The following is a 13,837-nucleotide window of genomic DNA, read 5'->3' on the forward strand; positions in this document are numbered from 1 at the left end:
AAATTGCAGAAATCCTAGCGCCTAGACTCAAGTTTTCTCTTGAGTTTTCTCGGCGACGATGACCAGACCGCGCACCGGCTCGTTGTTCTCGTTGCGCGGCGAGCACGGCTCCAGCGTCAGCAGCTTGAGCCCGGCCTTCGCGATCGCACCGCGCGCATATTCCGCCGAATGGGCATAGCGCAGGCCTTCCCCAAGCACGATGCCATCGCCCGCGTGCGTCTCCAGTGTGAAGGCGAGCGTGCCGCCGGCGACGAGCACGCGCCTGGCTTCGGCGAGAACAGGCGCAAGATCGGCGAGATAGACGAACGCGTCCGCGGCAACGACGAGGTTCGCGCTGGCGTCAGGCTTGGTGCGCAAGCCCTCGATCATGTCGGCGACCTCGAGCTCGGCATAGAGCCCGGTGGCGCGCGCCTCCTTGATCATGCCTGAGGACAGATCGATGCCGATGAAATGATCGACCTGCTTGGCGAAGGCCGCGGCTGCAAGGCCGGTGCCGCAGCCGAGATCGATGGTGCGCTTGAAGAAGGCCGGCTTCTTCGCCGCGACACGCGCCGCCAGCACCGCCTTGAAGATCAGCGAAGGCGCGCGATAGCCGAGATCGTTGATCAGCACGTGCTCGAAGCGCGGCGCGTATTGGTCGAACAGCGCCTGCACATAGGCCTTGGGCATCTCCGCCATCTCGGCGTCGCCGAGCCGCACCAGGTGCAGGCCGGCGCCGTGCTGGTCCTCGGGGTCGGACACGCGCGCTTTCCGGAATGCTGCGATCGCCTTGTCGCGCTCGCCGAGCTGCTGGCGGATCTCGCCGAGCGTGAACCAGGCGGACGTGAAGTTTGGCGCGAGCTCGATCGCCTGCTCCAACAGGTCGGCGGCAGCGGGCAGATCGCCCTTGAGCTGGAGGTCGCGCGCGAACTCGAAACGGCGGTCGGCCATGAGATCGCCGGAGGTCAGGAACAGGCGGAGCGGCATAGGGAACCGGGAACGACGACTCGAAGAATTGGAGGCGCAGCCTATATGACAGAAATGCGCCCGCAAGACATCCTGCTGCCAACTGCTGACGGCCTGTGCTGCAAGCCCGGCGGCTTCCACATCGATCCCGTTCGCCCGGTCGAGCGGGCCTTGATCACCCACGGCCATTCCGACCATGCCCGCGCCGGCCATGGCGCGGTGCTGGCGACGCAGGAAACGCTCGACATGATGCGCCTGCGCTATGGCGAGAATTTTGCCGGATCGACGCAAGCGATCAGTTATGGCGAGGAGATCCGGCTCGGCGACGTCAAGGTCAAGTTTCATCCGGCCGGCCATGTGCTCGGCTCGGCACAGATCGCGGTCACCGCCAAGGACATTTGCATCGTCGCCTCCGGCGATTACAAGGACGCGCCCGACCCGACCTGCGTGCCGTTCGAGCTCGTGCCTTGCGATGTCTTCATCACCGAGGCCACGTTCGGCCTGCCGGTGTTTCGCCATGGCGATGCGGCCGACGAGGTGAGGAAGCTGCTCGCATCAGTGGCGCTGTTTCCGGAACGCGCCCATCTGGTCGGCGCCTATTCGCTCGGCAAGGCCCAGCGCGTGATCGCACTGCTGCGGCAGGCCGGCTACGACGCGCCGGTCTATCTGCATGGCGCGATGGAGAAGATCACATACTACTACCGGAGCCGCGGCATCGCGCTCGGCGAGCTCAGGCCTGTGGCCGGCATGAAGAGGGCTCAGCTGGCCGGCACCATCACGCTCGCCCCGCCGTCCGCGACGTCGGATATCTGGGCCCGGCGCTTTCCCGATCCCGTCACCGCCTTCGCCTCGGGTTGGATGCGCGTGCGTGCCCGCGCGCGGCAGGGCGGCGTCGAATTGCCGCTGGTGATTTCCGACCACGCCGATTGGGACGGCCTCACCGCGACGATCGCCGCGACCGGCGCCGGCGAGATCTGGGTCACCCACGGCCAGGAAGACGCGCTGGTGCATTGGTGCAAGAGCCGCGGTCTGCGCGCGCGGCCGCTCGATCTCGTCGGTTATGGCGACGAGGACGAGCACGAGCCGCCGGCTCAGGGCGAGGCCGAGGCATGAACCGCTTCGCCGAACTGCTGGACCGCCTTGCTTACGAGCCCGGCCGCAACAACAAGCTGCGGCTGCTGTCAGGCTATTTCCGCGAAGTCGGCGATCCCGACCGTGGCTACGCGCTGGCCGCGCTCACCGGCGCGCTCAGCTTCAAGCACGCCAAGCCCGGGCTGATCCGCGACCTCATTGCGGCGCGTACCGATGAGGTGCTGTTCGGGCTGAGCTACGACTATGTCGGCGATCTCTCGGAGACGGTGGCGCTGATGTGGCCGAAGGCCGCGATGGCCGCCCACAACAACCCGCCGCCTCCGACCCTCACCGAAGTCGTCACCACGCTGCGCACGCTCGGCAAGTCCGAGCTGCCGAAGCAGCTCGAACGCTGGCTCGACGAGCTCGACGAGACCGGCCGCTGGGCGCTTCTGAAACTCGTCACCGGCGCCATGCGCATCGGCATCTCCGCGCGGCTGGCGAAGACCGCGGCCGCCGCGCTCGGCGACAAGGATCCGCACGAGGTCGAGCTGATCTGGCCGGGGCTCTCGCCGCCCTATCTCGACCTGTTCGCCTGGCTGGAAGGCCGCGCCGACAAGCCTGTCAATCGCGATCCCGCGCCGTTCCGCCCCGTGATGCTTGCGCATGCGATCGAGGACAGCGATTTCCAAAACCTCGATCCTGCCGACTACGTCGCCGAATGGAAATGGGATGGCATCCGCGTGCAGGCTGTGGCGGGGCGCGACGACCATGGGCAGATCGCCGCACGGCTCTATTCGCGCACCGGTGAGGACATCACCGGCAGCTTCCCGGATCTCGTTCCGTCGCTGCGACTGCCCGGCGCGATCGACGGCGAGTTGCTGGTGCTGCGCGAAGGCCGCGTGCAAAGCTTCAACGTTCTGCAACAGCGGCTCAATCGCAAGGTCGTCTCGCCAAAGCTGGTCAAGGAGTTTCCGATTCACCTGCGCGCCTACGATCTGCTCGGCGACGACGAGAGCGATCTGCGCGAGCTGCCATTTGCGGAGCGGCGGGAACGGCTGGAGAGGTTCATCAAAAAACTTGACGATCCCCGCATCGACCTCTCGCCCACCGTCCCCTTCGCAAGCTGGGATGAACTCACCGCCGCGCGCGCCGATCCGGCGAGCGCCGGCGCGGGCGAGGATGCCGACGCCGTCGAAGGCGTGATGCTGAAACGGCGCGACGCGCCTTATCTGCCGGGACGACCCAAGGGCCAGTGGTGGAAGTGGAAGCGCGATCCGCACATCATCGATGCCGTCCTGATGTATGCGCAGCGCGGCCACGGCAAGCGCTCGTCCTATTATTCCGATTACACCTTCGGCGTCTGGACCGAGACGGAGAGCGGCGACGAGCTGGTGCCGGTGGGGAAAGCCTATTTCGGCTTCACCGACGAGGAACTGCTCCAGATCGACCGCTTCGTCCGCCGCAACACCACCGAAAAATTCGGCCCCGTCCGCCATGTCGTGCACGAGGGCGACAAGGGTCTGGTGCTGGAGGTCGCCTTCGAGGGCCTGCAACGCTCGCCGCGGCACAAATCCGGCGTCGCGATGCGGTTTCCCCGCATCAGCCGCCTGCGCTGGGACAAGCCGCCGCGCGAGGCGGATCGGCTTGAGACGCTGGAGCGGATGCTGAAGGCCGAGACGACGGAGATTGAGGCATGAAGCTTGTGAGGCTTGATCGTCGCCAAGACGGAGCTGCGCTCCCTCGCCCGTTTGCGGAGAGGGTTGGGGAGAGGGTGTCTCCGCATCGGGAGTTTCCCTAGAGGAAAGAGCCCTCACCCGCGCTGCGCGCGACCTCTCTCGCAAGCTCGCGGGAGAGGTTAAGGAGCGCGCGGCTCGAGTTCGGCCGAATTAAACTCCCGTAACACGATTGACGCACCCTTCCGGGTTCCCCATGTCCCCTGCCTTGACCTATAATGGGTGTCCAATCCCCCTGAGGAGTTTGAGATGGTCCAAGACGTCAGAGATTTGCCGGCCGGCCACAGCGATGGCCTGCACCGCTTTCTCGGCGGCTCGCCGCTGGCGGTCGCGTTTCGCCTGGTCCTGCTCTCGATCCTGGTCGGTGTCGTACTGGCCGCGATCGGCTTCGACCCCTGGAACATCCTCATCAGCATTCGCCTGCTGTTCCAGCGGATCTGGGATCTCGGCTTCGATGCCGTGAACTGGCTGTGGCGCTACTTCCTGCTCGGCGCCGTCATCGTGATCCCGATCTGGCTGCTGTCGCGCATCTTCGGCTCGCCGCGGCGCTAAGAAATGCGCGGCCGGCGCAAGCACGCCATGCCGGCCGCGATGGTGCATTCGGCCCGATGGTCGGGTAGACGCTGCTGATGCACGCACCGGTCCATCCCAAGGTCGGCTCCCGCCAGGTCTTCGCCATTGCAGGACCTGCGATGGTCGCCAACCTGACGACGCCGCTGATCGGCGTGGTCTCTACCACGGCGATCGGCCGGCTCGACGATGCCGCCCTGCTCGGCGGCGTCGCGATGGCCTCGGTGATCTTCGACTGCCTGTTCTGGCTGTTCGGTTTCCTGCGCATGAGCACGCTCGCCTTCACCGCGCAGGCGCTCGGCGCCGGCGAGACGCGCGAACAGACCGTGATCCTGGTGCGCGGCTTCATCGTTGCCGGCCTGATCGGCGGCGCGCTGATCTTGCTGCAACTGCCGCTCGCAGGCGTGCTGTTCGATCTGATGGGCGGCAGCGCGGGCGTGACGCACGCCGCAAAGACCTATTTCATGATCCGGATCTGGTCATCGCCGTTCGCGTTCGCCAACTACGTCATTCTCGGCTGGCTGGTCGGACAGGCCCGCGCCAATCCGGCGCTCGCGCTCCAGGTCGTCATCAACCTCATCAACATGGCGGCGACGATTTTGCTGGTGCTGGTCTACGACACCGGCATCGCGGGAGCCGCGATCGCCGCCCTGTTGTCGGAGGGCATCGGCTTCGGGCTCGGCGTGATCGTCTGCCGACGCCATGCCCATGGCGGCTTTGCCGTTCCCCGCGCCACGCTGTTCGATCGCGCCAAGCTGATGCGGCTGCTGTCCGTGAACACCGACATCCTGATCCGCACCGCGGCGCTGATCACCGTATTCCTGTTCTTCACCGCCAAGGGCGCGCGCGCCGGCGACGTGACGCTCGCCGCGAATTCCGTGCTCAACAATTTCCTGCTGGTCAGCGCCTTCTTCCTCGACGGCCTCGCCAATGCCGCCCAGCAGCTCTGCGGCCGCACCTTTGGCGCGCGCGACGCAAAGGGCTTTGCAGATTCGACCCGGCTGGTGCTGCTCTGGGGCCTCGGTTTCGCACTGGCTGTCGCGATGCTGTTCGCGCTGTTCGGGCAGAACCTGATCAACTTCATGACCGCAAGCGAGGACGTCCGCCGCGCCGCGCGCGAGTTCCTGCCGTTCATCGTCCTGGCGCCGATCCCCGGCTTGTTCGCGTTCGGCTTCGACGGCATCTATGTCGGCGCCACCTGGGCCCGCGAGATGCGCAATCTGATGCTGGCCTCGCTGGCGATCTTCCTGGGGATCTGGTGGGCGCTGCAATCGTTCGGCAATGCCGGGCTCTGGTGCGCGCTGATCGCGTTTTATGTGGCGCGTGGCGGATTGCAGGGCGCGCGCTATCCGGCGTTGTACAGGGCGACGTTTCCGAAGCCGTAGCCTGGATGGAGCGCAGCCGGGACCTTTCTGCGGGCGGATAGATTCCCGGATTGCGCTGCGCTCCATCCGGGCCACGCGGACTTGGCTACACCCCCGGCCAGTCTTCCGCCGTCAGGTTGGCCGCGTCCGCGCCGACGATTTCCGACAACGAATCCCGGCCCGTGCGCAGCATCGTCGAGGTGAGATCGCGCTTGATCTCGTCGACGAGGCCGAGCCCCTTGTAGACCAGCGACGAATAAAGCTGGATCAGGCTCGCGCCGGCGCGGATTTTCGTCAGCGCCGCACCGCCGGAATCGACACCACCGACGCCGATCAGGGGGAAAGCGCCCTCGACGCGGACGTAGGTCTCCGCAACCATGCGCGTCGACAGGCGGAACAGCGGCCGGCCGGACAGGCCGCCCTGCTCCTTCGACCGCGTCTGCTCCCGCAGCGTGCTCGGCCGCGCGACCGTCGTGTTCGACACGATCATGCCGTCGACCTTGCGCGAGCGCGCAACCTGCACGACATCGTCGAGCTGAGCGAGGCTGAGATCGGGCGCGATCTTCAGCAGAACCGGCGTGTCGCCGGCCTTCTGCCTGACGCGTTCGCGCGCGTCGATCACGCGTCCGAGCAGATCGTCGAGCAGCGCGCCCTCCTGCAGATTGCGCAGGCCCGGCGTGTTGGGCGAGGAGACGTTGACGGTGAAATAGCTCGCCACCGGCGCAAAGGTCTCGATCAGCTTGACGTAGTCGGCGACGCGATCCGGCGAATCCTTGTTGGCGCCGACATTGACGCCGACGATGCCGCCATTCGCGGCGCGCGCCGCAAGGCGGCGGAGCGCGACGTCGGCACCGTCATTGTTGAAACCCATGCGGTTGATGACGGCCTCGTCGCGCTCGAGGCGAAACAGCCGCGGCCGCGGATTTCCGGCTTGGGGTTTCGGCGTCACCGAGCCGATCTCGACGAAGCCGAAGCCGAGCCGCAGCAGCGCGTCGGGCACCTCGGCGCTCTTGTCGAAGCCTGCGGCCATGCCGATCGGATTGGGAAAATTGAGCCCGAAGGCGCGCACCGCAAGCTTCGGATCATCGGTGCGCGGTTTGACCGGCGGCAGGAAGCGCAGGCCCTGGATCGCGAGCCGGTGCGCATCCTCCGGATCGAGCCAGCGCAGCACCGGCAGCGAGAAAGCATCGAAAGCGCGGATCACGGGGCAAGCTCCGGGATGTCGTGGCCGCCGTCGGAACGCATGTTGAGGTTCGTCACCGAGAGCACCGCGCCGAGATCGAGCTCGCCATAGAGATGCGGAAACAGCTCGTCATTGCGCGAGCGCTCCCAGCGCAGTTCGGCGCCACACGCCTCGCCGTCGACCTCGACCAGGAACAGCGCGCGCTGGCCGAAATAGTGCTTCCGCAGGGTCTCAGGAACCTGGGCCGCGGTCGAAAAATGGATGAATCCGTCACGCGCGTCATCCGCGCTGCCCCGGTACACGCCCTGCCGTTCCGCCTCGCGCCAGGCCGAGGCCGGACAGATTTTGTAGATCTTGACCACCGCTTGCCGGAGCCCTGTTTGCTCGTCGAGTCAGCTCTTTGACTCTCTTGGGGTTTTTCGTCTCTCAAGGGTCTTAAAACCCGGCGCGACCGTAAAGGCCACCCCTTCCGAACTCAAGACTTAGCCACGCCACTTGCGCGAAAAACAGAAAACCGGTTGATTTGAGGACAGTTTTCCTGAGTTGCGACGGGCTGGACCTTCCATGGTCAGACAGGCCAAAGCGCAGAGGATGCTGACCCACGACCAGATCTGGGGCGCGCTGGATCGTCTGGCCGCGCGCGCCGGGCTGTCGCCATCAGGCCTTGCCAAACGCGCCGGGCTCGACCCCACCACTTTCAACAAGTCCAAGCGCGTCACTTCCGACGGCCGCGAGCGCTGGCCCTCGACCGAATCGATTGCGAAGGCACTGGCGGCCGCCGAATCGTCGATCAAAATCTTTGCCAGGCTGATCGACGACGATGCCGGCGACGGCCGCACCGTACCGCTGCTGGCCTTGGCGCTCGCCAGCACGAGCGGCGCGTTCGACGAACTCGGATTTCCGTCCGGCAAAGGCTGGGGCGAGATTGCCTTGCCGAGCGGCGAGGACAACCACGCCTTTGCACTGGAGATTTCGGGCGATGCGCTGATGCCGGCCTATCGCAACGGCGATGTCATTCTGGTCTCACCCGGCACGCCGGTGCGCAATGGGGATCGCGTGGTGGTGAAGACGAAGGCGGGTGACGTGATGCTCGCGACGCTCAAGCGCCGCACGGCGAAGGCGCTGGAGTTGCTGCCGCTCGATGCGGCGCAGCCCAGGCGGACGATGGCGGCAAGCGAGGTCGCCTGGCTGGCCCGGATCGTCTGGGCAAGGCAATGATTTCGGCACGCGACAAGATGCAACGCGAGCTCCATCCGAGCTTGCGACTCACGGACGCCGTCGCCTAGGTTCCCCACGCATCGCCAATTCGTCTCAGGGGGAAACAGGATGAATCGCCGTCACGTATTGAAGGCCCTTGCGGGTCTCGCGCTTTGTCCGGTTTGCAAGCCGGCCTTTGCCGCCGAAGGCGCGCATTGGAGCTACGAGGGTGCCGGTGCGCCGGCCAATTGGGGCGATCTCGATGCGGCCAACAAGGCTTGCGCGGTCGGCCTGCAGCAATCGCCGATCGACATCGAGGCGACCGTCAAATCGCAATTGCCCGCGCTGAAACTGAACTGGGGCAAGAGCGCCGATACCATCGTCAACAACGGGCATACGATCCAGCTCAACTTCGCCGAAGGCAGCACGCTCGCGCTCGGCGACGTCAAGTACAAGCTGCTGCAGGTGCACTTCCACCGGCCGAGCGAGCACCAGATCGGCGGCAAGAATTTTCCGATGGAGGCGCATTTCGTCCATCGCAACGATGCCGGCGGCCTCGCCGTGGTCGGCGTGCTGATGGCCGAAGGCAGGCCGAACGCGGCGTTCGGCAAGATCGTCAAGACCATGCCGGCGGCCGAAGGGCCCGCGGTGAAGGCCGACGAGAGCATCGATCCCCACGCCTTGCTGCCCAACAAGCTCAGCTACTTCCGCTATCCCGGCTCGTTGACCACGCCGCCCTGCTCCGAAGTGGTCGAATGGCTGCTGCTGACGACACCGGTCCAGGTGGCGGCGGCCGACGTCGCGGCGTTCGCAAAACTCTATCCGATGAACGCGCGGCCGGTTCAGAAAGACAACCGGCGCTACGTGCTGCGATCGAGCTGAGCACGCGCTCCGCAAAGCGGAGTCGTCCCGGCGAAGGCCGGGAACCATACGCCGCAGCAGAGGTCGTACTCACAGCTGGTCACGACCAGCCTTCGCCAAAGCCGGCTCGGTGGTTATGGGTCCCGGCCTTCGCCGGGACGACGTCGGCGAGAGAGCTGGGGCTTACGCGCTCCGCGCCAGCGCGCCGTCGATCATGTTGACGGCGTTCTGCACGCCGTACACCGCGACGAACGAGCCGAAGCGCGGGCCCTTCTCCTGGCCCAGCAGCACCTGGTACAGCATGTTGAACCAGTCGAGCGTCACGCCGGGGCGGCCGTCCTTGCCCTTCTTGACCTGGTCGAGGAACGGCTCGCGGCGGCCGATCTCGTAGACGACGTTCTGGATGTCCTCAGCGGATGCATCCTGCGGCAGCTGCGACAGCGCCTCGCGCAGATCCTGCAGCGCGGCGCGCTCGACGTCGGTCGGTTGGCGGAACTGCTTCGTTGGCGCGACGAAGTCGCGATAATAGTTGATGGCGTAGCCGACCATCGCATCCAGCTTCGGATGCGTCTGCGGGCTCACGCCAGGACGATAGCGACCGATGAAACCCCATAGCGTCTCGGCGTTCTCCGCGTTCGACGACGACACCAGCGTCAAGAGAAGCTGGAACGTGACGGGCATGTCGCCCTGCGGCGGCTTGCCGTTGTGGATGTGCCAGACCGGATTGCCGAGCTGCTGCTTGGCATCCTGCTTCGCAAAGCCGTCGATGAACTGCTGGTAGTCGTCGACCTGGCGCGGAATGACATCGAAGAACAGCCGCTTCGCCGCCTTCGGCTCGCGATACATGAACAGCGACAGCGATTCCGGCGAGGCATAGCGCAGCCATTCGTCGATGGTGAGGCCGTTGCCCTTCGACTTCGAGATCTTCTGGCCCTTCTCGTCGAGAAAGAGCTCGTAGTTGAAGCCTTCGGGCGGCGTGGCGCCGAGCGCCCTGGCGATGGCGCCCGAGAGCTTGACCGAGTCGATCAGATCCTTGCCGGCCATCTCGTAATCGACGCCGAGCGCGACCCAGCGCATCGCCCAGTCGGCCTTCCACTGACATTTGACATGTCCGCCGGTCACAGGCGTCTCGACTTCCTGGTTCGTGTCGGGATCGACATAGGTGATCGTGCCGGCGGCGACGTCGCGGCGGATCATCGGCACCTGGAGCACGACACCTGTGGTCTTGCTGATGGGCAGGAACGGCGAATAGGTCGCGCGGCGATCCGGCCCGAGCGTCGGCAGGATGATGTCCATCACCTTGTCGTAGGCAGCGAGCATCTTGAGCAGCGTCGCGTCGAAGCGGCCGGACTTGTAGTAAACCGTCGAGCTCGCAAACTCGTAGTCGAAGCCGAAATGATCCAGGAACGCGCGCAGGCGCGCGTTGTTGGCGTCGCCGAACGACGGATGCTCGTTCGAGAACGGGTCGGGCACCGACGTGAGCGGCCGCCCCAGATACTGCGCCAGCAGATCCTTGTTCGGCACGTTATCAGGCACCTTGCGGAAGCCGTCCATGTCGTCGGAGAAGGCCAAGAGGCGCGTCTTGATCTTGTCCTCGGTCAGCACGCGGAAGGCATGCCGCACCATCGAGGTGCGCGCGACCTCGCCGAACGTGCCGATATGCGGCAGGCCGGACGGTCCGTAACCGGTCTCGAACAGCACCTCGTCCTTCGGGCTTTTCTTCAGCCGCGCGACAATGGCCTTCGCCTGCTCGAACGGCCAGGCGTTGGATTGTTCGGCGAGGATGCGAAGATCGCTCGGGCTCATGCTGGGATCGATAACGGACATCAAGGGGCCTCCGGGCCGCGGAAAATAGCGATTTCCGGGCCAAATGCAAAAGTGGTCTTGATCGTCATTCCGGGGCGATGCGCCGGGACCGCGAAGCGGGCCAGAGCATCGAACCCGGAATCTCGAGATTCTCTGGTGCGCAAGTGCGCACCATAGTTCGCGCTCCGCGCGCCCCGGAACGACGGTTGATGGTTAGAACGGGCTTACCGAAAAATACCGCAGCCACAGATCGGTGTAGCGGCCCTTTTCCCAGACGCGGAACAGGGCCCAGTTCAGGGCCTGGCGCAGCACGTCGTTGCCCTTGCGCACGGCGATGCCGATGCCTTCGCCGAAGAAGCGGCTCTCGACGAAAGGACCGCCGGAGAACGCGCAGCAATCGCCGGAATCCGTTCCGTTGATCCAGAACGCCAGCGAGATGGCATCGCCGAAGATGAAATCGACCTCGCCCTTACGAAGCGCGGCGCGAAGCGCATCGTCGTTGGGATAGGCGTGCAGCTCGGCGTCGGTGAACATCGCCTTCAGATAGGCTTCATGGGCGGAGCCCGCGATGACGCCGACCTTCTTGCCTTCGAGATATTCGGGCCGGATCTCCGGCATCACCGCATCCTTGCGCGAGGCGAAGCGCGCCGGCACGCGGTAATAGGGATCGGTGAAGTCGACGCGGGCACGAAGTTGCGGACTTACCGCCATGGACGCGATGACCGCATCGCCCCGGTTCGAGGTGAGCGCATCGACCAGCGTCTCGAAGCGGCGCATCTGCACGGTGCAGGTGACCTTGATTTCCTCGCAGAGCGAGCGGGCAAGATCGACGTTGAAGCCGGCGGGATTGCCGTCGGCGCCGGTGTAGTTGAACGGCGGGTAATCCGTCTCGGTCAGGAATCGGATCACGGTCAGGCGCGACAGGTCCGGCCGCTCCGGGCGCCGCCGCGGATCCCAGAAGCCGGGCACGGCCTGGGGCGCGGCTTGAACGGGGGCCTGGGGCGCGGTTTTCGGCGTGGCCTGAGGCGCGGCGGGCTGCTTGGCCGGGGCTTGGGCGCGCACGCCCGGTGCACTTGCGAACAGGCACGCGGCGACGGCCAGCCCCGTCAGCAAGCCACGGGCAGATTTGGACGATTTCGCCTGTTGCGATGGAGCCATCGGCCGGAAAAGAACTGATATCATCGGGATCGGAGGGCCTTATAGACCATCCGGGCGGGAACGCGAGCGCGGAATGCGGCCAAGGGCGGAAGGTCAGCGGTCGTCATGCCCGGGCTTGTCCCGCCTGCGCGGCCGAAGCTGCTTCGGCGTGGCGAAGGCCCGGGCATCCACGAACTTGGTACTGCGCGACAAGGCGTGGATGGCCGGGACAAGCCCGGCCATGACGGGACCTACAAATACCGCTTCAGCTCCGTCGCAGCCTCTTCCGGGGTCCGCTTCAGGTTGAACGGCGCGACGAAACGGCCGTCGCGGTCCATCAGATAGATCAGCGCGGTGTGGTCCATGGTGTAATCGCCGTCCTTGGTCGGGACCTTCTTGGCGTAGACCCGGTAGGAGGTAATCACCTTGGCGGTCTCCGCAGGATCACCGCTGAGGCCTTCGAGATGCGGATCGAAGCTCGAGAGGTAGTCCTTCATGGTCGCTGGCGTGTCGCGCTCCGGATCGACCGAGATGAAGACGGCGTTGACCTTGTCGGCGTCCTTGCCCATCGCGCGCAGCACTTCCGACATCTCGAACAGCGAGGTCGGGCAGACATCAGGGCAATGGGTGTAGCCGAAGAAAATCAGGGTCGGCTTGCCCTTCAGGCTCGCCTCGGTGACGGCCTTGCCGTTCTGGTCGGTGAGCTGGAACGGGCCGCCGATCGCGGCCGGCTGCGCCACCTTGCTGACCCCGCCCATGGCCCAGAACAGAACCAGCAGGCCGACGACGAGGCTTGAGGCAAAGGCGGTCGCGATCGCCAGCGGACGGGCAGTGGAGCTCATGAGCGGAAAACTTCCTGTCGCGGATCAGAAGCAGGCGGCAAAGCCTGACCTGATCATTTCGAAGAACACCTGGGTGCCGTAGTGGAACCAGAGCGCAAGCGAAGCGATCACCATCAGCCCACCGACGCCCGCGCCGAGCCACAGCAGCACGGATGGCGCGCGGCCGGCATTGGGCGAATTGTCCTCGAGCGGATGTGCCTGTTGCTGTGGTTGAGCCATGACAATGATCAGGTCCCCTGCCTTTGAAATAGGCGCTCGCGCCCGGCCGGGCAAGCGGAACGGGGCTGGTGGAGATCACGTGGTGATGAGTTCTCCGTCATGCCCGGGGCTTGTCCCGCCTGCGCGGCCGAAGCCGCTTCGGCGCGGCGAAGGCCCGGGCATCCACGAACGTCTTTGCGTCCCAAAACGTGGATGGCCGGGACAAGCCCGGCCATGACGAAAGATCCACGCTGAGAAGCGACCGCCGCTGCGCTTACCTCGACGACGGCTTGATCGCCGAGGCCTGCGCGTCGAGGTAGCAAGGCTTGTACATGGCCTGCAGCTGCCTGCCCTTCAGGAACAGCATGTGCGGTGTGAGGCCGCCGCGCTGTGAGATCCAGCGCTTCACCTGCGAGGGATACATCGCATAGAGCATCTGGGTTGCTTCGGGATTGGTGACGGCGCGGCCGTTGCTGCCGAAATCCCAGGCGGCGTGGAAGCCGAGCGTCGCATGCGAGGTGACGCAGATGCGATCGTGGGGGATGGCGCCGAGGACGATGGTGCAGGCGGACGCGCAGAGGCCGTCGATGATGACGGTGTCGCCGGACTGGCGCAGGTCCTGGTACTTGTCCACGTAGGTCCCGATCCGGCCGCCGCGGTCATCCGCGATCCGGACCACAGCGTGAGAAGTCCCCATTCCGGCGATCAGAAGCAGAACCGCCGCAAGCAACCCCGTCAGAAACTTCATTGGCCCCCGCCCCAGTCGAATTCGAATCTGCGTGTCAGGTGGTGATGCGCCCCTAGCGTCGGTCGTAACAGCGGTTTTGTCTAGGCGGGCCGGCTCGCTCAAAACAAATTCAAATCCAGTGTTGCGTTCGCGCTGCACTCAGGTCCGACTCGATCCCAAAGTGGAACAAGTTAACGAGG

The 13,837-nt window shown here is 65.4% G+C and carries 14 protein-coding genes; 6 read left to right on the forward strand and 8 right to left on the reverse strand.

The window, feature by feature from the left end:
- Window positions 1-27 precede the first annotated feature (27 nt).
- Window positions 28-966, reverse strand: coding sequence for a class I SAM-dependent DNA methyltransferase (locus JQ621_RS30820; RefSeq protein WP_212240612.1), 939 nt, complete (start codon window positions 964-966; stop codon window positions 28-30).
- A 54-nt stretch (window positions 967-1,020) separates the two neighbouring features.
- On the opposite strand from JQ621_RS30820, the gene JQ621_RS30825 reads away from it, so the two are divergent.
- From JQ621_RS30825 to JQ621_RS30840, 4 genes are all read left to right on the forward strand, one after another.
- Window positions 1,021-2,058 carry a ligase-associated DNA damage response exonuclease gene (locus JQ621_RS30825; protein ID WP_212240689.1) on the forward strand — a complete coding sequence of 346 codons (1,038 nt, stop codon included), beginning with the start codon at window positions 1,021-1,023 and terminating at the stop codon, window positions 2,056-2,058.
- A complete protein-coding gene (locus JQ621_RS30830; protein ID WP_212240613.1) occupies window positions 2,055-3,716 on the forward strand; it encodes an ATP-dependent DNA ligase in 1,662 nt (553 codons plus the stop codon). The genes JQ621_RS30825 and JQ621_RS30830 overlap by 4 nt, the downstream gene beginning before the upstream one ends.
- A gap of 285 nt (window positions 3,717-4,001) precedes the next feature.
- Window positions 4,002-4,304 (forward strand): DUF6460 domain-containing protein, encoded by a 303-nt coding sequence (locus tag JQ621_RS30835; protein ID WP_212240614.1) that lies wholly within the window; start codon window positions 4,002-4,004, stop codon window positions 4,302-4,304.
- 77 nt (window positions 4,305-4,381) lie between these two features.
- Window positions 4,382-5,707 carry an MATE family efflux transporter gene (locus tag JQ621_RS30840; protein WP_212240616.1) on the forward strand — a complete coding sequence of 442 codons (1,326 nt, stop codon included), beginning with the start codon at window positions 4,382-4,384 and terminating at the stop codon, window positions 5,705-5,707.
- Window positions 5,708-5,792: 85 nt separating this feature from the next.
- Here the strand turns inward: JQ621_RS30840 and JQ621_RS30845 are convergent, their stop codons facing one another.
- Complete coding sequence (locus JQ621_RS30845) at window positions 5,793-6,890, reverse strand: quinone-dependent dihydroorotate dehydrogenase (RefSeq protein WP_212240618.1); 1,098 nt, start codon at window positions 6,888-6,890, stop codon at window positions 5,793-5,795.
- The gene (locus tag JQ621_RS30850; RefSeq protein WP_212240619.1) at window positions 6,887-7,231 is read right to left on the reverse strand and encodes a DUF952 domain-containing protein; all 345 of its coding nucleotides are present in this window, start codon (window positions 7,229-7,231) and stop codon (window positions 6,887-6,889) included. Before JQ621_RS30850 ends, JQ621_RS30845 begins: the two co-directional genes overlap by 4 nt.
- Before the next feature lie 202 nt (window positions 7,232-7,433).
- Here JQ621_RS30850 and JQ621_RS30855 point away from each other — a divergent pair, with 202 nt between their 5' ends.
- Together JQ621_RS30855 and JQ621_RS30860 are read left to right on the forward strand one after the other, a co-directional pair.
- Window positions 7,434-8,087 carry a S24 family peptidase gene (locus JQ621_RS30855; RefSeq protein ID WP_212240620.1) on the forward strand — a complete coding sequence of 218 codons (654 nt, stop codon included), beginning with the start codon at window positions 7,434-7,436 and terminating at the stop codon, window positions 8,085-8,087.
- Window positions 8,088-8,195: 108 nt separating this feature from the next.
- Entirely contained in the window at window positions 8,196-8,948 is a 753-nt protein-coding gene (locus tag JQ621_RS30860) for a carbonic anhydrase (protein ID WP_212240621.1), read from the forward strand.
- Between the two features lie 162 nt (window positions 8,949-9,110).
- Here the strand turns inward: JQ621_RS30860 and JQ621_RS30865 are convergent, their stop codons facing one another.
- The 5 genes from JQ621_RS30865 to JQ621_RS30885 all read right to left on the reverse strand — a co-directional run bounded on the left by JQ621_RS30865 (window position 9,111) and on the right by JQ621_RS30885 (window position 13,658).
- Entirely contained in the window at window positions 9,111-10,754 is a 1,644-nt protein-coding gene (locus JQ621_RS30865) for a lysine--tRNA ligase (protein ID WP_212240622.1), read from the reverse strand.
- Window positions 10,755-10,946: 192 nt separating this feature from the next.
- The gene (locus JQ621_RS30870) at window positions 10,947-11,891 is read right to left on the reverse strand and encodes a transporter substrate-binding domain-containing protein (RefSeq protein WP_212240691.1); all 945 of its coding nucleotides are present in this window, start codon (window positions 11,889-11,891) and stop codon (window positions 10,947-10,949) included.
- Window positions 11,892-12,121: 230 nt separating this feature from the next.
- The gene (locus tag JQ621_RS30875; protein ID WP_212240623.1) at window positions 12,122-12,712 is read right to left on the reverse strand and encodes an SCO family protein; all 591 of its coding nucleotides are present in this window, start codon (window positions 12,710-12,712) and stop codon (window positions 12,122-12,124) included.
- A 24-nt stretch (window positions 12,713-12,736) separates the two neighbouring features.
- Window positions 12,737-12,931 carry a hypothetical protein gene (locus JQ621_RS30880; RefSeq protein ID WP_212240624.1) on the reverse strand — a complete coding sequence of 65 codons (195 nt, stop codon included), beginning with the start codon at window positions 12,929-12,931 and terminating at the stop codon, window positions 12,737-12,739.
- A 253-nt stretch (window positions 12,932-13,184) separates the two neighbouring features.
- Entirely contained in the window at window positions 13,185-13,658 is a 474-nt protein-coding gene (locus JQ621_RS30885) for a Clp protease/crotonase-like domain-containing protein (RefSeq protein WP_212240626.1), read from the reverse strand.
- Between the last annotated feature and the right edge of the window lie 179 nt (window positions 13,659-13,837).

The organism is Bradyrhizobium manausense, assembly GCF_018129685.1.
In the GTDB taxonomy this organism is placed as follows: domain Bacteria; phylum Pseudomonadota; class Alphaproteobacteria; order Rhizobiales; family Xanthobacteraceae; genus Bradyrhizobium; species Bradyrhizobium manausense_D.

What these genes read in the sequence shown, in the direction of transcription:
- JQ621_RS30820 (WP_212240612.1), bottom strand. Translation starts at nt 966, where the DNA reads ATGCCGCTCCGCCTGTTCCTGACCTCCGGCGATCTCATGGCCGACCGC.
- JQ621_RS30855 (WP_212240620.1), top strand. Translation starts at nt 7,434, where the DNA reads ATGGTCAGACAGGCCAAAGCGCAGAGGATGCTGACCCACGACCAGATC.
- JQ621_RS30870 (WP_212240691.1), bottom strand. Translation starts at nt 11,891, where the DNA reads ATGGCTCCATCGCAACAGGCGAAATCGTCCAAATCTGCCCGTGGCTTG.
- JQ621_RS30825 (WP_212240689.1), top strand. Translation starts at nt 1,021, where the DNA reads ATGCGCCCGCAAGACATCCTGCTGCCAACTGCTGACGGCCTGTGCTGC.
- JQ621_RS30860 (WP_212240621.1), top strand. Translation starts at nt 8,196, where the DNA reads ATGAATCGCCGTCACGTATTGAAGGCCCTTGCGGGTCTCGCGCTTTGT.
- JQ621_RS30835 (WP_212240614.1), top strand. Translation starts at nt 4,002, where the DNA reads ATGGTCCAAGACGTCAGAGATTTGCCGGCCGGCCACAGCGATGGCCTG.
- JQ621_RS30875 (WP_212240623.1), bottom strand. Translation starts at nt 12,712, where the DNA reads ATGAGCTCCACTGCCCGTCCGCTGGCGATCGCGACCGCCTTTGCCTCA.
- JQ621_RS30880 (WP_212240624.1), bottom strand. Translation starts at nt 12,931, where the DNA reads ATGGCTCAACCACAGCAACAGGCACATCCGCTCGAGGACAATTCGCCC.
- JQ621_RS30885 (WP_212240626.1), bottom strand. Translation starts at nt 13,658, where the DNA reads ATGAAGTTTCTGACGGGGTTGCTTGCGGCGGTTCTGCTTCTGATCGCC.
- JQ621_RS30865 (WP_212240622.1), bottom strand. Translation starts at nt 10,754, where the DNA reads ATGTCCGTTATCGATCCCAGCATGAGCCCGAGCGATCTTCGCATCCTC.
- JQ621_RS30830 (WP_212240613.1), top strand. Translation starts at nt 2,055, where the DNA reads ATGAACCGCTTCGCCGAACTGCTGGACCGCCTTGCTTACGAGCCCGGC.
- JQ621_RS30840 (WP_212240616.1), top strand. Translation starts at nt 4,382, where the DNA reads ATGCACGCACCGGTCCATCCCAAGGTCGGCTCCCGCCAGGTCTTCGCC.